Here is a 20392-nt window from a genome sequence, read left to right on the forward strand (position 1 = left end):
ATCGATTACCTCGCCGCCGCCTCGCGCGGTCGTCTCACCATCCGGAATCGGTGGCCCCGCTGCGCCGCGGCTGTGCCGCATCGACATTCGGCTCGGTCGCCTGATAACCGCCCAGGCGCTCCCGCGATTTCGGCGGTGCGGTGGACACCACCGGCGGCTCCGGAATTGTCAATTCCTTGCTCAGGTCCGGCATTCCGGGAATCAGGTCCGCGAGCTTGGGTAGCCGCTCCCGGTTCTGCGATACCGGCGCCATGATCTCCCGGCTGCGGCGGGCCGCCTCGGCGGCGGCCTGCTGCGCGGCCTCGGTCACCGCCTTGGCGATCTCAGAGTAGTCCAGATCCTCGATCCCGGAACCGAATTTGGTCTCGATCACGGTGCCGTCGGCGTTCACCGTCACCGTCACCCGCTTGCCGCGCACCGTGGCCGAGGCCGTCAACGCGGCGCGCTCCTGCTGTAGTCGGGTGATGGTGCGCATCTGCTCGGCGAAACCGTCGAGGATCTCGGCCAGGTCGGACTTGCGCTGCTCGTTGGTCATTACTGGCCCTGGAATCCCTCGCCGTTGGCCTGGTCCATACTCCCCAGCTTGTCCGCCGACTCCTGCTGCGAGGTGGAGAAATTCCCGAAGGTCCCGGCCATGTTGGTAGCGCCCTCGATGATGTTCTTCTTACTGGCGAGGTAGCCCTGATCACCGTTGGCGAACTGGCGGCCGAGCGAATCGTTGCCCCACGGCGTGCCCAAAGCGTCTGCCTGCGAGGTGAATCCGTCCACCACGCCCTTGATGCCGTCGCGCACCTCACCGGTCTTCTGGGAGGCCTTCGTCAGCAGGTCCTGGTAGGAATGCAATCGACCGCCACTCATGATCAAGGCCCTTTCGATCCGGCAACCACACAGTATCCGGAATATTAACGGACAGTGTTGTTTCGGGCAGGGGATAGATCATGCGGGGGGCATCTGTTCAACGTGTGGTCGTCTTGTCCATGGTCAGTTCACCATTGGCGGTCCAGCGCTGTCGGACCAGCACCCGGCTGTGCTCGTCGAGCACCACCCGTTCCTTCAGCTGGCCGTTCTCGTACCAGTGCTGCCATTCCCCCACCGCCGCGCCCATGCGGGTGACGCCCTCCGAACGCTTGGAGCCGTCCGGCCACCATTGCCGCTGCGGGCCGTCCTCGACGCCGTCGACGTAGGTGAACAGCAGGACCAGTTGCCCGTTGTCCGCGTATTCCTCGACTTCCCCGGTGTAGGGCTCATCCTCGTAACAGGTGCGCCCGTAGTCGTCGAGCTCCACCTGATCTCGGCTGATTCGCATCGTCTACTCCGTCGCGGGGATCATGGGCACGGCCTGTCGGCCTCTGGTCGGAACACCCTAACCGGACGACGAGCGCGATCGCTTCGTCAGCCCTGCTCCGCCGACCCCGCTGTTATCCGCGTCCCCGCTGTTGTTCGCGTGCGGCCTTGCGCTGTTCGCGGGCCTCGAACCAGTCGTCCATGTCCGCGCGACGGCGCGCGGCATTGCTGCCGTCGAGCTGGCCGGCGAACGCCCGCCGGGCGGCATCGATCAGCTCGGGGGTGATGTTCGGATGCGCCGCGGTGATCGCCCACAGGGCGGTCTGGGTGTCGTGATCGAGTCCGGTGGCGGTGTGGACACCGCGGCCCTGCATCACATCCGAAAGCACTTCATCGAAGTTCCGCCGCAACTCGTCGTCGCTGGGATAGCCGTGGCGCATGTCGCTCTCCTCCCTCGGCCGAGCCGAGTCTCAGCATGTCATCCGAAGATTCCCGAGCGGCGCACCGGGTCGGCGAGCACGTCGCGGATCAGCATGCCCAGATCCGCGTCCGTCGCCAGCGGGCGATAGCGCACCTCGCACTGCGGAGCGCCGGCGACCATCACGGACAGGCGATTGAAGCCGTGCTGAGTGCGCTCCCACTGCACCTCCGCGCCCAGGCGATCCAGTTCCAGGGCCTGATCGCCGACCCGCAACACCAGACCGGCCTGGTTGTCCCGATAGAAGATCACCCGCAGCCCATCGAGATCGTCGTACACACCCGCCAGGGAACCCGCACCGGCCGGTGCGGACCGCAGGTCACCGGTGAACGGATTCAGCATCGCGAATTCACCGAAACCCGAATGCGAGCGCAGGAAGACGCCGTCGCCGGAACCGGACGGACCCGACGCACGCGGGAAACGATTGCCGCCACGCGACCGGCCGCCGTTCGCACCCTGCTGCTGCCCGGCGGGCGCACCCGCGGGGCCCGGGAATCCGGAACCCATCGGCGCGCCGGACGAACCAGCGCCGTTGGAACCGATGGAACCGTTGAAACCATTGCCCGGGTGGCCATTCCACGCGGGCTGTCCACCGCTCGAATCCGGTATCGCGCCCGGCGGCAGCGTGGGTCGGCCGGGACCGGCCGGGGAACCGGGACCATGCGGCAGCCCGCCGTCCGGATGACCGGGAACCCCGGGCAGGGAGGGCGTGCCCGGCTGCTCGGGAATCTGGGGTGAGCCGCCCGGGATCTCGGGCAGACCGCCCGGCTGCTGCGGCGTCCCCGCCGACGGCCACGAATTCCACGGCGGCACTTGACCATTCGGCGGCAGCTGACCGCCGGGCCAGCCCGCATCGGGAGGCGGCGACACCAGGTAAGCCGGGATCGAGGGCACCGGGGCCTGCGGAGGCGTGGGTGTACCGGTACCGCCCGGCCACGAGGGCACACCCGGTGGCGGCCCGCTCGGCGGTTGCGGATACGACGGAGGCTGCGGCGTATACGGAGGCTGGGGCGCATACGGGGGCTGGGGCGGATACGGAGGCTGCGGGGCCTGCGGAGGCTGCGGCGGATAAGGGGGCTGCGGGGGCTGCTGCGCATCCGGCGGCAGGGTCCACGGCGCCGCCTGCTGCGACGGCTGCGGAACATACTGGGGGAACGCCGGATTGAACGGCCGCGGCGGATGCGGCACATGCGACCGCGAATACGGATCCCACCGATACCCGCCGGACTCGGACTTCCGCCCGCCCTCGACATCCGGCACCACCTCCGGCCGCGTCCCGGGATCGGCTGCGCCAGAGTCCTTCTCAGCGTTCGCGTCGGGGATGGCGGGGTTGTTTTCGCTTGGGGATGGGTCCTCTCGGTTGGGCTCGGGCTGGACTGGGTGGGTGGGATCGGCTGGGTCGGAGGACTTGTCGGTGTTGGGGTTCGGGTGCTCGTGGGAGGGTAGGGGCTCGGCTCGGTTGTTGGAGGGGTTGGTCGGGTCGATGGCATTGCCGTCGGAGCCGGGCTGGGTGGGGTCGTGGGGGGTGGCGGGTGCGCCGCCGGTGGGTCCCTCCTCCTCGGGGTCGGACGAGGCGGGATCGCCTGGGTGGGGGATGTTTTCGTCGACCCAGTGGGCCAGGGCGTCGGCGTGGTGGAAGGCCTCGGCGGCGGCGTGGAGGTCTTCGAAGGGGGTGCGGCTGCCGGGGCCGTTCTGCAGGGCGGTTTTGCCGCGCAGCTCGTCGAGGGTTGCGGCGAGGGCCTCGGGGGTTAGTTCGGATTCGTGGACGCGGAGGCCGGTGGCCGCTCGGAAGTCGGTGATCGCCTGGAGCAGTGCGGTGTGGGCCGCGTCGCGGGCCGCGGCCGCGCCCTCGTGCGGGGAGACGCCGGCGCGGATCGCGGCGTCCTCGAGTCGCCGCACCTCGGCCGACCAGCGATCGGCGGCGGCCTGGGCGGCGTCGACGCGGTCCACGGCGCTCCGCAGGGCATCGTCGCGGGCAGCGAATTCCTCCGCGCCACTGGGCTTCGGGGCGGCGAGGACCTCGTCGCGGGCCCTGCGGGCGGCGTCGAGTTCGGTTTGGGCGGCGGCTGATTCGCGTCGCGCGGTGCCGATCGGGGTCTCGGCGGCACGGGCCTGTTCCCGCTCCCGTTCCTCGTGCCGGGCCAGTAGCTCCTCGAGTTGATGCACCCGCACGGCCGCGGCGCGCACCGCTTCGATCCGTGGGCCGATCGCGTCGTGTTCCGCCGGGGTCCGGGCGTGGCCGGCCGCCTCGTCGAGCGCGTCGCGGTATCGCTCTGGCGTGAGCTCGGATTCGTTGACCCGGACACCCCGGATCGCGGACTTGCGTTCCGCGAGCGCCTCGTCGAGCGCCCGACGAACCGTGTCCGCCGGGGTCTCACCGGGTCGCGCACCGGCCAGCGCGGCATTCTCGAGACCTCGTTCCGCGGCCCGAACCCGGGCTTCGGCGGCGTTGTACTGCTCCGCGGCCCGCTGGAATTCCGCCACGCGGGCCTGCTGCAGCGCATGCTGCCCCTCGGCGACGGGCAGCCGCCTCAGATGCTCCAAGGTACCCGGCAGCCGCGACGGCGTCAGGTCCGCGTCGACCAGCGGGCGGCCCGGCGCGGCGTCCAGATGCGGTGCGTGCTCGTCGGGCCGCGCCACCAGCCTGCCCAGCGCGTACTCGCGCATGGCCCGCGCGGTGTCCAGTTCGCTTCGGGCACTGTCGAGTTCGGCCGCCGCCTGCTTCGGGTGCGGCGGCTCGGTCTCGGCTTCGTGCGGTGCGGTGGCCCGGTTGTATTCGTCCGCGAGCCGCCGCAATTCCTCGATATCGGCTGCGCGCTGGCGTACTTCGGCCCGCAGTTCGTCGAGCTTCTGGGCGGTCTTCTCGCTGTCGAGGATCTCGTGTGCCTCGATCTTGCCGTCCCGATAGCGCTCGTACAGCTCCGCCACATGCGCGGGATCGCCGTCCAACTCCAGGCCCTGCAGTCGCGCCCAGACCGATTCGGCGTGGGTGACCTCGTCCAAAGGCAATGCCTCGCCGAGGTCTTCGTGCAGATGGTCGCGCAGATACCCGGGTCCGTGCGGATCGTGGATCGGCAGTTCGCCCTCGGCGACGCGGGGATCCCGGCTCGGATCGAAGTGCAGATCGGTGTGGAACGGGTCCAGCGCGGCCAGACTGTCGGCGTATTCGGCCAGCGCGGCCAGCAGTTCGGGCCGCTCGGCGGAGCGGTGCAGCAGGTCGTTGACCGCGCGCAGCACGGCCTTCGGCTCGACACTGTCGGCGGCCGGGTGCCAGCGATCGGCCTTCTTGTCGTACGTCTCGGCGTACAGCTGCTCGGGATCGACACCGAGCCGTTCGGCCAGCCGGTCGCGGGCCGCCAGGACGGCCTTGTCGCTCTCATCGCTCACCTCGCGAAGGGCTTTCGCGTACTCCAGCAGGTCCTCGACGGCTTGCAGCCGGCGGACCTTGCGCACGCCCGGATCGGCCATCGCCTCGGCCAGCCGCTGCGGCGTGAGCTCGGCCGGATCGATGCCGAGGCGGCCCGCGAGCTTGTCCAACAGGTCGTTGAGGCCGTGGTACGACTCGATGGCCTTGGCGGTGGCGATGAAGTCCGCCATGCCCTCGATCTGAGCGGCGTGCAGTGCGTTCGCGTGGCGCAGGGCCTTGATGGCCTGGTCGAGCTCCGCGGGTGTGAGATCGTCGCGGTAGACGACCAGCTTCTTCGCCAGTTCGTCACGCGCCGTGCGCAATTCGTCCACGGTTCGGGTGGGCCGCTCGGGCTCGACCGGCGGCACGGCGGGATCGTGCGGGCGCTCGACCAGCTGCCAGTGGTCGGCGGCGCTGTCGCGGGCCAGCAATACCGAGGTCGGCTCGCCGTTCACCTCGAACTGGTGGAAACGCACCTCGGGGGCGGTCTCGTCATAGACGTACGGGCGACCCTGTTGGTCGAAATCGACGCCGCGGATGTCGAGGCGCAGCCGGCCGTCGTTGAGTTGATGACCGATCTCGGGATGCTCGGCCAAGTATCCGGCGAGCACCTGCAAGTGATCGGTGTCGCCGCGGATCACCGTCAGGCGCGGCGGATCGCCCGGCAGAATGCCGATGCCGTGCTCGAGGCTGGCACCGCCCTGCTCGCGCACCCACGAGCGGGCCGTGTCGTCGGCGATCTCGGTTCCGCGCGCGGTCGCTTCCGCCTCGGCGTGGAAATAGTCGTCGGCGGCGTGCGCCAGATCCGCCAGCTGCCGGCCGTGCTCGCGTACCGCCATGCGCAGCTCGGCCAGGGTGTGGGGCAACCGTTCCGGGGTCAGCTCGTCCAGGCCGACGCCCAGCAGCTGGGCCCAGTTCGAGCGCGCCTCGCGAAGCTGATCGCGCAGCACCGCGTTCTGGAAGAGGACGCCCTCCTTGACGTTCAGCAGCTCCTCGGGCGACGGATCCCAGAAGTGCGGGGTGGATTCCTCGTTGTTGCCGACCGGCTGCCAGTGGACGAAGGTGATCGGCGGCGAATCCTGCGCCAGCAGATGCAGTTTGCGGCCGACGCGGGTCCACAAGCCGATCTTCCGGTTCGGATCGTTGCGGACGGGATCGCTGGCCATGAGCTCGCGCAGCAGGCGGGCCAGCGGATCCTTGTCGTAGAAGCTGATCTGCTTGGAGTACGGGATGCGCGCGTCCTGCGCGTTGTAGCGGTCGGCGGCGAGCGCCAGCGCCTCCACCGCACCGGCGCGGCGGACCAGAATGTAGTTGGCCTCCTCGACCAGTCGGCGCACGGTGGCGGGGTCGGCGGTGCGCAGGTCGATGCCTTGTCGCGCGGCCTGTTTCGCCACTTCCCGCCACGCGGCGTCGCGATTGTCGAGCGCGTCGGCGTAGGACTTGGGCAGGGCTTCCCGGGGAGCCTCCGGCTTCGCCCCGTGCGGGGTCTGCGGCTCCGCCTCGTGTGGGGTCTGCGGCCCGGCGGTCAGCTCGTGGGCGGGTCGCTCACCGGCGGGCAGTTCGGGGCGCTGCTCGGCGCCGACCGGCAGTTCCGCGAATCGCAGCCGCTCGTTCGCCTCCGCGAGCACGTGCTCGTCGACCTCGGTCAACCACGGCTCGTACTCGCCGTCGCGGGTGCGCATCGGCTCCGACACGCCACTGACCTCGTGGACCTTGCCGATCAGCTCCCAGCCGAAGATCTTCGCGTTCTTCAGGAAGGGCCACCGCTCCCGCGACTTGAACAGCGTCACAACCTCTTTGACGGGGCGGAACGGATTGCTGTCGTCGTTCGGCTTGACCAAGCTGTCGTTGTGGAACCAGACGGCCGCGCCCTTCTCCCACTCGGCGAAGGCCTTGGAGTCCAGGCTCGAGCCCGACGGGTACTTCGGGGTCGGATCCATGAATCCGCCGCGCACGAAATCCCAGAGACGGCGTAGGAACGGCCGCCGGGGCTCCGCCGGCACCTCGGGCGCACGGTCACCGGGCAGGGCCGGACGGGTGGTGCGCTCCAGTCGCGGGGTTCCGTCCGGGTGCTCGTGGACCAGGACATGGATGCGCTGACCGTCGGCCTCCAGCACCAGGCGTCGCGGAGCCGCCGGATCCGGCTCGTGGAAGGTGGCCGCCACCAGATCCGCGACATCCTCTGCGCGCCGGATGGTTTCGATACGCAGCTCGGCCAGCATCGCGGCGCGGTGCTCCGGAGCCAGGTGTTCGGGATCGACCCCGAGCAGCCGCGCCCACTCGTCGCGCACCTTCGCCGCCCGCGCGCGCTGCCCGGGGTCGGTGGCCGAATCATGGCGTGCCGCGGCCTCGGCCAGGGCCTCGATCGCACCGGCGCGCAACATGTTCCGGTACTGCAGCTCACCGGCCGTCACCGGCAGCCGGTCCTTCGCGATGTCCGCGTCCGAAAGCCCCAGGCGCTCGGCGATATCGCGACGGAGCTCGTCGAGCGAGATGGCCCGCGGTTCCGGGTCCCGGTTGTGCGCGGGCTCCGACCAGGGGTCCAGCGGAAGGTGCTCCGGCGCACCGGAATGCGTTGTACCGGAGGGTGCTTCGCCGGGCGGGGCCTCGTTGCGCGGCGGCTCCGGCGGCTCCTCGGCCTCGGTCCGCCAGTACTCCTCATCGCCGTAGCGCTCGTCGACGGTGAGCGGGCGGAAGTCTTCCGGGTTCCGCATGGGAGTCGGGTGGTCGCCGGTCTCCGGATCACCGAAAAAGCCGCGCGCCTTGGCCATTTCGGCCAGTTCCTGCAGTGACGCCAGGGGGTCCTTCCGCCTCGACAGCGGCTCGGACATGCCGAGTGCCTCCGCCAGGCGACGCAGATAGTCGTGGTCTTCCGGGAGGCGTGGGCGGGCATTGTGCTCGACCGGCGCATCCGCCAGAAAATCGGCGATCGCCCGCAGTGTCGGCGAGACATGGGCCGGGTTCACCGAGGCCGGGGGCTCCTCGGCCTGCTGCTCCGGGTGGGTGAGCTCGAGGGTCTGGGTCTCGGCCTCGTGCACACCGACCCCCGCCTCGGCCTCGTTCGAGGCCACCGGCTCCTCCACCGTATTGGGCACGGTCGCCTCATGCTCGCCCTGCGGCTCGGTGGTCCGGTGCTCGCCCTGCGGCTCGGCCGCCTCGCGCACGCTCTGCGGCTGCTCGCCGCCCGCGGGATTGGATTTCTCACCGCTGGAAGGGGTTTGCTCATCGCCAGGTAGCGGTTCGCCTTCGCGAGCGGATGGGGTGCTTCCGTTGCCCTCGGGCTCGGACTCGTGGTTGCCGTGGGGCGGGTTCGGCGGATTGTCGCCGCCCGAACCGGAGCCGGTGGGTGTGGGGGGTTCCTCGCCCGGATCACCCTCGTGCGGCGCGGCGGGCCCCTCGTCGGGGCGGCCACCGGCCATCTCCCAGTACCAGTCGGCGCGATCGGCGGCAATGCGGGCCAGCAGGTCGGCGTTCTCGGCGCGCAACCGGGCGAAGCGCTCCTCGGTGCTGCCCGGCACCATCCGATCGGCGATCTCGTGCAGCCACCGCGCGTGCTTCGCCTCCATTCGCGCCGACCAGTCGGCCTGCTCGGCCTGCATGCGATCGAACCAAGTGTCCGGATCGTTCGGATCGGACTTCGGCCGCAGCAGCGACTCGTCGATCGAATCACCGTCGCCGCCAGCGTGTTCCGGCTCGGACGACGGATTCGGCTCCCGCTCGTCTTCCGCACCGGAGGGTGGCTTCGGCTCACCCTTCTCGGGACCGCCCGGATCCCGCTCGGTGGCCTCGCGGCCGGAGGGACCGGAGTTCGGGTCGGTGGGGTGCGGGACGTTGTCCTCGACCCAGCGGGCCAGGGCATCGGCGTGATGGGAGTTCTCGGCGGCGCGGCGCAGGTCCTCGAACGCCGTGGCGCTGCCGGGGCCGTTCTGCAGGGCGGTCTTGCCCTGCAGTTCGTCGATGGTCGAATCGAGCCGGGCGGGAACGAGATCGGATTCGGCCACGTTCAAGCGCGTCGCGGCACGGAATTCGGTAATCGCCTGTTGAAGTGCGGCTCGAGCCTCGTCACGCGCGCGGGCGGCGGCCTCGTGCGGGGTGACGGCGGCGCGGGTGTGCGCGGCCCACAACCGCTTCAGCTCCGCCGACCAGCGATCGGCGGCGGCCTGGGCCCGATCGACCCGATCGAGGGCCGCCCGCAACGCGGTGTCGCGGGCCGCGAATTCCTCCGCGCCATTCGGCTTCGGAGCATTCATGAGCAGATCGCGTTCGGTCCGGGCCGCACGGAGTTCACGTTGCGCCGCGGTCGATTCCCGCCGGGCGGCGTCCAGCGGTGACTCGGCCGCGCGGGCCCGCGCCGCGGCGGCCGCCTCGTGACCGGCGATGAGCTCCTCGATCTGATGCACGCGCACCGCCGCATCGTGCAAGCGCTGGATGCGCGGCCCGATCTCCGCGTGCTGCTCCGGCGTGCGCGCGTACCGGGTCGCCTCGTCCAGGGCGTCGCGGAAGCGTTCCGGTGTCAGATCCGAGGCCTCGACCCGCACTCCCCGCATCGCCCGATCGCGATCGCGCAACGCCTGATCGAGTTCCCGGCGCAGGGTCTCCACCGGCGCCTCACCGGGCCGCGCCCCCGCCATCAGGGACCGGTTCAGCTCGTGTTCCGCCGCGCGCACCCGCGCCTCGGTGGCGTTGTAATGCTCGGCGGCGGCACGCAATTCGGCGATACGGGCCTCATGGCCGGGGCGCACCGCATCCGGCATGGGCAGTCGCTCGAGGTGTTCGATGGTGGACGCCAGCCGCTGCGGAGTCAGATCCTGCGGGCCGATCCGGCGACCGGGAGCGCCGTCGAGGTGGGGCTCGTGGGCGTCGGGGTGCGTGATGCGGGACAGCGCGTAGTCGCGACCCTTGCCCGCGCGTTCGAGATCGGTTCGCGCGCTGTCGAGTTCGGCCGCCGCGTCGGCCGGGCGGGCCGGTGGGCGCTCGGGCTCCACCGCGTTGGTCACCGCGTTGTATTCCTCCGCCAGTCGCCGCAGCGCCTCGATATCCCGTGCCCGAGCGCGCGCTTCGGCACGCAGCTCCGCCACGGTCGCCCGCGTTTCGGCGTCGGTGGGGCGCTCGAACTTCTCGATCTTGCCGTCCCGGTAGGCCTCGTATGCCTTGGCCAGGCGCTTCGGATCGTCTCCGAGCTCGAGACCCTGAAGCCGCGCCCACACCTCACCGGCATGGGAGAGCTGATCCGAACGCGGTGCCTCACCGATCAATTCATGGTTGAAGGTACGCAGCAGCGCGGCCGCGTCCGGGTCGTGAATCGGCAGTTCGCCCTCGGCGACCCGCGGATCCGACGCCGGATCGAATCGCATCTCGTGGTGATACGGATCGATCGCGCTGAGGCTGTCCGCGTATTCGGTCAGTGCGGCAAGCAATTCCGGGCGTTCCGCCGACCGGTGCATCATGTCGTTGATGGCCCGCAACAGGGCCGCGGACTCGATGCTCTTGGGATCGGGCCCGAACCGATCGGCCTTCTTGTCGTACTTGTCGGAGAACAGCGATTCGGGCCGGACACCGAGACGCTCGGCCAGCCGGTCCCGCGCGGCCAGCGCCGCGGCCTCGTCCACGCCGCGCACCCCCGCCGCGTACTCGACCAGATCCTGAACCGCCTGCAGGCGGCGGACATTGCGCAGGCCGGGATCCGCCAGCGCCTCGGCCATGCGCCGCGGACTCAACTCCGACGGATCCAGGTTCAAGCGATGCGCGAGCTGCTGCAACGCGCCGTTGAGGTCGTGGAACGACGCGATGCCGTCACTGCTGCGGATGAAGTCCGCCATGCCCTCGATCTGCGCGGCCCGCAGCGCGTTGTCGAGCTGCATGGCCTTGATGGTGTCGGCCAGCTTGTCGGGGGTGAGGTCCTCGCGGTAGACGGCCAGCTTCTTCGCCAGTTCGTCACGCGCCGTGCGCAATTCATCGAGCGTGCGCGGCAGCGGTTCGGGCGTCTCATGCGGGGTCGGCGTCGCGGGAGTGCGCTCCTCGACAACCCGCCACGGCTGGGTCGGATGATCGCGCACCGTGGTGGCCGGTATCTTCTCGCCGCCCAGTTCCGGCTCGTGGAAGCGGACCTCGGGCGTGTGCTCGTCCACCACGTGCAAGCGCCCCTGGTCATCCATGGTGACCAGGCGGAAGTCCAGCCCCAGCTGCCCGTCATTGAGCTGACGGCCGACCTCGGGATGCTCGGCCAGGTAGGTGGCCAGCACCTGTTCGTGATCGCCGCTCGCAGAAATCACCTGCAGTCGGGGCGGGTCTCCGGGCAGCACCGCGATCCCGCGGTCCAGCGTCGCGCCGCCGTGCTCGGCCACGAAGACGCGGGCCGCGTCATCGGCGATGTCCTGCGCCGTCTTGCGCACCTCGGCATCGGCGTGCAGGTATTCGTCCACGGCGCGACCGAGATCGGCCACCTGGTCGGCGTGTTCGCGTATCGCCATGCGCAATTCGGCCACGGTGTGCGGCAACCGCTCCGGGCTCAGCTCATCGAGTCCGACACCGAGCAGCTGTGCCCAGTTCGAGCGCTCCTCCCGCATCTGATCGCGCATCAGGGCGTTGTCGAAGAGCACGCCCTCCTTGCGCGTGGTCAGCTCCTCGGGCGAGAGGTCGTCGAAGTTGCGGGCCGGTTCGCCGCCATTGGGGCTGCCGGCCCATTCCAGCGCCGTGAAATGCGGGTCGTCCGGGCCGATCAGGCCGATCTTGCGGGCGAGCCTGGTGATCGCCCAGTCCTGGCGCGTCGGATCACTGTGCACCAACTCGCGCAGGAAACGGCCCAGCGGATCCTTGTCGAAGAAGTTGATGCTGCGGCTGAAGGGGACGCGCGCGTCCTCCACGTTGTAGCGCTGCGCGACCTCGAACAGGGCCTCCACCGCGCCCGCCCGGCGCAACAGCACATAGGTCGCCTCGTCGACCAGGCGTCGTAGCGTCGGCGGATCGGCGGCACGCAGGTCGATGCCTTGTCGCGCAGCCTGATTCAGCACCTCTTGCAGCGCCTGATCGCGCAGGTCGAGGCCGTCGGCCAGGGCCTTCGGCAGCACATCGCGCGAACCGCCGGACTCGTGCTGCGGGTCGGTCGCCGGATCATGCTGTCCGCCACCGGGTTCAGCGGAATTCGGGGCGTGTTCGCCACCGGATGGCAACTGCGGCAGATGCTCTCGCTGGTCGACCGCGGCGGGATCGGTGACCGGCTCGGCCTCGGTCCGCGCGGTGGGCGCCGGGTCCTCGTTCGAGATGCCCGCAAGGCGCAGGTCTTCGGCGGCACGCGCCGCCGTGGCCGGATCCACTTCGCTGAGCCAGGGCTGGTATTCGCCGTCGCGGGTGCGCATCGGCACCAGTTCCGAGGCGGTATCCGCCACCCGCGCGGTCAGCCGGTTGAAGAACGGCAGCTCCTCGCGCTGCTTCCAGAAGGTCGCGAACTCCTTGCCCAGGCGGGCCGGGTTGATGTCGAGATGTTCCAGGAAGTCGTTGTGCAGCCAGCCGCCGACCTCGTGGATGATCTCCTTCTGCCCCTTGCCGTCGAGGCCGGAACCCGAGGCGTACTTCGGATTCTGATCGGTGAACCCACCCCGGACGAAGTCCCACAGCCGCCGCAGGAACGGCGGTCGCACCGGCTGCCGGGCGGCCGGGAGCCGGTCGCCGGGGAGCGCCGGCCGAGTCGCGGGCTCCAGATGCCGCACCCCGTCCGCGTCGGTGCGGACCGTGACGTGGACACGATCGCCACCGGCTTCCAGCACCAGCCGCTGCGGTGCGGACGGATCCGGCTCATGGTAGGTCGCCGCCATCAGATCGGCGATATCGGTTGCGCGGCGGATGGTTTCGGCGCGCAGCTCCGCCATCGTCTCCGCCCGGTGCTCGGGTGCGAGCCGCTCGGGGTCGACGCCGAGCAGGCGTGCCCACTCGTCGCGGACCTGCGCCAGCTGCGCCCGATGCTCCGGATCGGTCGCCGCGTCATGGCGGGCCGCGGCCTCGTCCAGTGCTTCGATACCGCCGGCGCGCAACATATTCCGGTACTGCAGCTCACCCGCGGTCTCGGGCAGACGATCCTTCGCGATATCGGCGTCGGAAAGCCCGAGGCGCGCGGCGATGTCGCGGCGGAGCTCGTCCAGGGTCAGGGCGCGGGGCTCACCGGTGTGGTGCGCGGGATCCGACCACGGCTCCAGCGGGATGTCGGGCCGCCCGCCGGTGAAGCCGGATGTGTTCTGCTCCAGGGCAGCTCGGGCGGTGGCGGCCTCGGCCGCGTCGGCCTGGCTCAGGCGGTCGGCGATCCCCAGGTCGCGGAACTCCGCCTCGATCGCCGCCAGTTCACGCGGGTCGACCTCAGATCGCCAGTACTCCTCACCGCCGTACCGTTCGTCGGTGGTCAGCGGCCGGAAGTCGCGCGGATCTCGCATCGAGCCCGGCGGTGTGCCGGTCTCCGGATCGCCGAAGAACCCACGCGCCCTGGCCATCTCGGCCAGCTCCTGCAACGAGGCCAGCGCATCCGGGCGTCGTGACAGCGGCTCGGCCATGCCCAGCGCATCCGCCAAACGCGCCAGATAGGCCAGCTCCTCCGGCGTGCGCTGGCGCGCATTGTGTTCGAGCGGCGCGTCGGACAGGTAGTCGGTGACCGCCTTCAAGGTCGGTGACGCGACCGCCGGATTCACCGAATCCGGACGCTCCGGCCCCGGCTCGCCCCCGGGCGGCTGGTGCTCGCCCTCGGGCAGCGGCAACTCCACGGTCGGAGCCTCGGCGGTGGGTACGGTGTTTTCGCCAGTGGGCGTGGGATTCCCACCCTCCGCCGGATTCGGCTCGGGCTCCGGTTCGGGCTCGGCACCGTGCGGCGGGACCGGCGGCTCCTTGCCCCCGGAACCGGCACCGGCGTCTCCCGCGGCGGGCTTCTCGGCGGGACCCTCGGGCTCGGGGGTGACGGCGGTGGATTCCTCACTCCCACGGGCGAACTCGATCCGCGGGTCCGCGACGACCGTCGTGGATTCGTCCGGACTCGGCTTCTCCTCGGCGACAACCGGTTTGGTTTCCTCGGCGACAACCGTTTCCGGCTCCTCGATCCGGGCCGGACCGGTGGGCCGGGAGATCGCGTCGGGGGGCACGTGGAAGGAGTCCGGGTTGCGGCCGTAGGTCGCCATCTCGTCCATCAGGTGCCAGTACAGGACCTTCGCGGGCTCGGAGGCGCGCTCACCGTTGTATTCGACGTCCATGAACGCCTCGGCGACGGCTTCGACCGGCTCGAACTGATCCATGGGACGGGGACCGGGATTCCCGTGCTCATCCTTGGCCGAGAGACTGTAGCCGCTGAGCTGGCCCAGGAATTCCTCGAACGCGGCCCGGAACTCTTCCCGGCCCAGATCGGGGCGAGTGGTCTCGAAGTAGTCCCGCAGGACCTGCAGCGCGTCATCGGACGGACGTCGGTAGCTATCGGGGGACGGCTTCCCGGATTCGAAATCCAAGGCGTGGCCGAACTCGTGCACGATCGTCGCGTACACCGGACGCCTGGCGGAATTCGGTGGGTGAAACCCGCCCGGGTCATGGGTGATGGCGTGGAAATCCGCGAGGCTGCCGGCGTGCTTCGCGTTCAGCTGGATCGCCTTGGCGTTCAACAGGTAATTGCCGGGCGTGGAGCGGTCGACGCCCGGATCGACCTGGGCCAGGCGGTTGTCGCCCAGGTCCTTGATCTCGACCCGCTCGAGATTCCGGCCAACCGGATAGCGCCCGAGCATATCGTCGATGGCGCGGGCGAACTCCTGCGCGACAGCCGGATGGACCGTACCGTCGTCGAAGCCGACCACGTCGATGTTCCAGCGCTGATGCAGCTCCCGGGCCACTTCGGACGGCGACATCTTCGTCCACTCGTCGACCGGGTACGCGTCGATCCCGGTGGCGTCCGCCGCGACCCTGGCCCATTCCGCGGGTGGCACGTTCTCCGGGCGTGCGGGTTCGTCGGGGCGGGCGTGCTGCTCGATCTGATCGAGGCGCTCTCGCATGGCCTGGTGCCAGTCGGGTCGGCCGGCACGCTCGAACTCGGGGGCCAGGGCGTCCACGCGCGCGCGGATCTCCGCGACCTCGGAACGCGTGAGTTCGTGGTCGTGCCAGACCGTTTCGCGGTTCGGGCCGGGTTCGGCGAACTGGCGGGCGAACTGGCTGATCGGATTGCGGGCCCGGGGATCGTTGCCGAAGGCCAGGCTGTGATCGATGCCGATGAGGTGGCCGTCGGGGCTGACCATCCAGTTGCCCGGATTGCGATCCGGAATCGCCAGCAGGGCATCGAACAAGCCCATGCGCAGACCCTCGGGCGTGCCGTGATACAGCAATGCCGGATTCGGTTCCGTCTCATGGTGATACGCGGCGGTATCGCCCGGCATCAGATCCATGTAGATGATGTGTTCGTTCGACGGGTCCCGGTAGACGCGGGGCACCTCGACCCCGACGGCCCGGCCGACCAGCGACGCGAGCTCCTCCGCGTCGGCGTGCGCGGGATTGGTGACCACCTTGCGAATCAGCTCGGTGCCGTCCTCGAAGGTGACCAACTCGACCCGCTCGGCGCTCTTCAGGGCACCCTCGCTGATCACCTCCACCGACGCCTCGCCGGACCTGATCGCCTCGGTAACCTCCCGCTCGAACGCCCGCGCCGCCGCGACCGGATCGGGTGTGTGAGCCGGATCCGGAGTTCGGGCGGGAGCGTCCGGATGCGCCGGGTCGGCCGCATGGGCTCGCTCGGCGGCCTGCGCCAGGTCGGCCGCGATGACCGCCCGCTTCAGGTCCTCCATGCCGTGGTATTTCTCCGCGGCGGTGCGCAATCGGTCGAGGGCGGCCTGCGGGTCGCCCTTCGGCTTGCCGGTCGCGCGGCCCTCGAGATCCCGCATCGTATCGGCGAGTTTGCCTGCGGCCAGGTCGGATTCGGTAACCCGCAGACCCGTCACCTTGTGCAGGTTCTCGATGGCCTTTCGCACCTCGTGATTGGCCATCAGGTGCGCGCGCTCGATCCGGGCACGCATATCGTCGGGCTGGGTGGGCACGCCCGGACGTCCGCGACGCGCGCGGACCGGGTCCAGTCCCTGGCGGGTGCGCTCGCTGAGGGGTTCCACGGCGGTGCCATCGTCTTTGAACAGGATCGCGTGCGTGCTCCGGGTCTCGCCGGGCACCTCCGGGGGGAAGCCGTGCTCGCGGCCCGTCGCCGGATCCTTCACGACGATCTTGCCACCGTCATTGACCAGCAGATACGCGTGCGCGCCCACGCCGTGCTCATCGGCGGGACCGGCGTAGCGGTCGACGACCAGCGCCGACGCCCCGGGACCCAACTCCCGCAGCCGATCCGCGATCGCCTCATGGCCTTCATAGCCGCGCAGCCTGCCGCCCGCCATGGAGACCACCCGCGATGCCGACATGCCCTCCGGGCCGACCGGACGTTCCGGCACCCGGATCGAATCGTTGCCGGTCAGCTGGCGCAGCAGCTTCAGGGCCAGCTCGCCGCTGCGACCGCGGTTCGGGTGCGGGTTCGCCGCGGTGGTGCGGTCCGGCTGCGGCCCAGCCGAATCGGTGCCGCGAGGTGGAGGCTCCGACGCCGGATGCTCCTGCGGTTCCCGCACGTTTCCCGGATGCTTCGTGGTGCCGTCACCGCGCTCCGGCGGCCCGGCACGCCGCTCACCGGGCCCATCGGTCGGCGCGCGCCGACCCGCCGGTGCGGGACGTTCAGCGGGCCCCGCCCCGGCGTTCTCGCGCGACCTTTCGCCACCGGCAGCCCGGCGCTCGCCCTCACCGGCATGCGGAATTGGATGGTCTCCCACGGGAATCGGCGCGACCAGCAGGCCATCCTCCGGCGCACCGTGGCCGGGCCGCTCATCGCGGTCGCGATCGTGTGCGGCTTCACCCGCCTTGGGCGACTCCGTGTCCGGGTGCGCATCGGCGGGACGCGGACGCTCCGGCGTCTCACCGGGATGCTCTGCCGGCCGTCGTGGCTCGGACGAATCATGCACTGGTTCAGCTGGTTCCGGATGATCAGTACGCGGCGCATCGTCTTCGAGGGCCGGCTCCGAGCGGGCGACCGCCGACTCCGGCTCATCAACGCGGCGCGCCTTCCCGGGCTCGGCATCGGCTCGGCTCGAATCCGGCTCGTTCGCAACGCGATCCACCGGCTCGTGCCCGGCCTCTTCACCGCGCGAGTGATTCTCGCTGTCCGCAGGTGCCACCTCGTCGCCGCGGGCGCGGCCTTCGGAACCGAGCGGCGTCTCCTCCGACCGTGGGCGGACATCACTCTCGTGCGGCACGGATTCCTCTGGCCGCGAACCGGTCTCATCGCGCGCCGGATTCCCTTCGCGCAGCGTCGTCTCGTCGCGCGGCAGGTTCCCTTCACGCGACGTCGTCTCGTCGCGCGGCGGGTTGCCTTCGCGCGGCGTCGTCTCGTCGCGCGGCGGGTTGCCTTCGCGCGGCGTCGTCTCGTCGCGCGGGGTGGTCTCTTCGTGCGGCGATGGGGTGTCGGGGCGGGGTTCGGAGTCGTTCGACCTGGGACCGGACTCGTCGGCGATTGTGTCCGAGTCCGACCGTTGCGACTGTTCGTCGCGTGGCGGCGTGGTGTCCGCGGGCGGTGCCGAATCGTCGCGAGGCGAGGAGTGTTCGTCACCGGAATGACGCGAATCCGACTGCGCGGCTGACGGGTCCGTGTCCGTGCGGGCGGCCGAGTCTTCCCGGGGAGCTGCCGGTTCGGTCGTCTCCGGGTGGGCGGCCGGTGCTTCACCGGCGCGATTTTCGGGCTCGGCGGGTGCCGCGGGGTCAGTGTCACGCTGCGGCGAATCGTGGGGATCCGCAAGGGTCTCGGCGGTGCGGCCTTCGTTCTCGCCGGGGGCGGCGTGGGTCGCCGGCTCGTCGAGGGCGGCGGGGTCGTGGGGGGCCGTGGATTCCGGGGTCGAACGAGGCGCGGTTCCGTCCGGACGAGCGTCGGTACCCTCTCGCTGACGGGCGTCGGTACCCGATTGCTGGCGGGCGTCGGTGCCCGATTGCGGCCGCCCATCCGTGCCCGATTGCGGGCGGGCATCCGTACCGGATTGCGGGCGAGCGCCTTCCGGGCGGGCGGTGTCGGCACGGAGACCGGTGGCTTCGCCCGCGCGGGTCGGGATTGGGCGAGGGTCGGGGGTCGCGGTGCGGGGTTCGGGAGTCGAGCCGCCGTGATGCGGTGACGAGGTCGGCGCGGCACCCGCCGGAGCGTTCCCGGCCGGGGACGCGGCGGCGGGAACGGTGGGCCGGTCCGCTGCCCCGAGGGGCGCGTTGCCGTTGGAGACCGAGGGGGCCGATCCGTTCAAGGCGGTCGGGGCCGATCCGGTCGAGGCGGCGGGGGCGGGGCCGGTCGATGCCGCGGCGATTGGGCTGTCCGCCGGTGCGGCGGCCGGGGCCGCCCCCGCCGGCGACTCCTGCGCCGCGGTCGCCATCATACTGTGGGCCGGATGCTCGCCAGGGCCGGAGTCGGCGGTCGTACCGGAGGCCGTCGTGCTCGAATCAGCCTGTGCTGCAGGGGCGGAAGCATCGCGAGCGCCCACCTCCGACGTGGGTGCGGAGGTGCGGGAACTCGAATCCGCAGCGGCTTGGGTCGTGCGCTGGTCAGCGGCCGGAGCCGCCGCGGCAGGGCGCGAATCGGACGCGACGGGGCGCGAGTCGGATGTGACGGGGCGCGAGTCGGATGCGGTTGGAGTCGAGGTGGACTGGGGCGCGGGACCGTTGTTCTGCGCCACCGGGCCGGACCCGCTGGCACCGGAATCGACTGTGGGGGCGGGGTTTTCGTGCCGGCCCGCCTGGACGCCCGACTCCGGCGCGCCGGTGGTTTCGGGAGTGCCCGCGTGTGCCTGGGTACCCTGCGGCTCGCCCGCCGTGCCGAGATCGGCCGGCGCGTGCGGCTCGCGCGGTCCGGGCTGGCTGTGATCGGCGGGTCCCGCCGACTGCTCACTCTCGGGCGTACCGCGGTCGGATTGCCCGCGGCTGTCCCCGCTCATGCCGCCGACATCCTGATTCTGCGGATGCGCGGAACTACCATCGCCGCCGTGGTGGACACCCGCGCCGGAATCCCCTGTGTCACCGGCGAATCCGGTCGAATGTAGGTTACCGCCGGCGTCGCCGCCACCGGCGTGCCCGGAGGAGCCCGGAGCGGTCATGTCCGGCCGCGAACCGACGTTCGGGAGATCCGTCGATACGCCCGCCCGCATGCGGGCGACGCGTGGCTCCCAGAAGTTGGTGGCGGCAGTGTGATTCAGTCCGGACACCCCGCCGTTGAACCCGCCGCCGGTCAGCATGCGCGGATCGAAATGGGTGAACGCGTTGCCCATGTTCTTCCAGGCATCGCCCATACCGTGCTCGAACGCGTCGAGGCCGAACTGCGTCACGGTACCGGCCAGGAATCCCGTTCCCGCACCGGCCAATCCAGCGCTGACACCGGTAATGCCCGCGGCGAGGAACGGCCTCATCATGGAATTCTCGAACCGCTCGCCCAGCAGCTTGCCGACCTTGCCGCCCCCGATGCCACCCGCGGCCGAACTGATCCCGGTGACCGCGATCTTGTTCCAGTCCAGGTCCTTGCGGTGTCCGACCGCCTTCTGGTACTCCTCGATGCCCACTTCCTGCAGCAGGCCCAGCCCGGCATCCAGCACGAAATGCCGCACCATGAATTTCGCCAGCGTCGAGCCGACCAGCTTCGCGACCTGTCGCTCGATGGCCGCGAGCGCCCGCTTGGCGATAATGCGCACCGCGACCCGGGTGGCGGCCTGCGCTGCCGCCTCCGCGGCCGGTGCGGTGGGCGGGAAGACCCACGCCGCCACCATTTCGGCCGCCAGAATCACCAGCGACGAATAGAACATGAGCTTGGTCGACTCGATCTCGGTTCCGGTGTCGTGCACCGAATCACCGATCTGGTCGTAGAAGCCTGCCAAGTCCAGGATGGAGGTGTTGCCGTCCTGCTTACCGCCGACGCCGGCCATATTGTCGAAGATCTTGGCCATCGCGTCGCGACCGTCGCCGTCCACGTACGCGCTCAGCGTCGCGTACTTGGCGTCGTTCATCTTCGACACCTGAGCGCGCAGACCCTCGGCGGCCTCTTTCCAGTGGGTCGCCAGCTCCCACATCCGGTCTTCGTTGCCCTCGGGCCATTCCACCCCGACGAGCCAGCCCAACCAATCGAGTTCAGGGGGCAGGTAGAGTGCCATCCGCGGCTACCTCACCCGGCG

The 20392-nt window shown here is 70.5% G+C and carries 5 protein-coding genes; all 5 read right to left on the reverse strand.

Going from position 1 to position 20392, the window contains the following annotated elements; translation table 11 throughout:
- Positions 1 to 34: 34 nt before the first annotated feature.
- Entirely contained in the window at positions 35 to 535 is a 501-nt protein-coding gene (locus VMT65_RS18555; RefSeq protein ID WP_326309539.1) for a YbaB/EbfC family nucleoid-associated protein, read from the reverse strand.
- Positions 535 to 858, reverse strand: coding sequence for a hypothetical protein (locus VMT65_RS18560; protein ID WP_326309540.1), 324 nt, complete (start codon positions 856 to 858; stop codon positions 535 to 537). Before VMT65_RS18560 ends, VMT65_RS18555 begins: the two co-directional genes overlap by 1 nt.
- A 97-nt stretch (positions 859 to 955) precedes the next feature.
- The gene (locus tag VMT65_RS18565; RefSeq protein ID WP_326309541.1) at positions 956 to 1306 is read right to left on the reverse strand and encodes a toxin-antitoxin system YwqK family antitoxin; all 351 of its coding nucleotides are present in this window, start codon (positions 1304 to 1306) and stop codon (positions 956 to 958) included.
- Between the two features lie 112 nt (positions 1307 to 1418).
- A complete protein-coding gene (locus tag VMT65_RS18570) occupies positions 1419 to 1724 on the reverse strand; it encodes a hypothetical protein (protein ID WP_326309542.1) in 306 nt (101 codons plus the stop codon).
- Positions 1725 to 1762: 38 nt separating this feature from the next.
- Positions 1763 to 20371 (reverse strand): WXG100-like domain-containing protein, encoded by an 18609-nt coding sequence (locus VMT65_RS18575; protein WP_326309543.1) that lies wholly within the window; start codon positions 20369 to 20371, stop codon positions 1763 to 1765.
- Between the last annotated feature and the right edge of the window lie 21 nt (positions 20372 to 20392).

Origin of the sequence: Nocardia sp. CDC153 (assembly GCF_035818515.1) — a bacterium.
Classification (GTDB): domain Bacteria; phylum Actinomycetota; class Actinomycetes; order Mycobacteriales; family Mycobacteriaceae; genus Nocardia.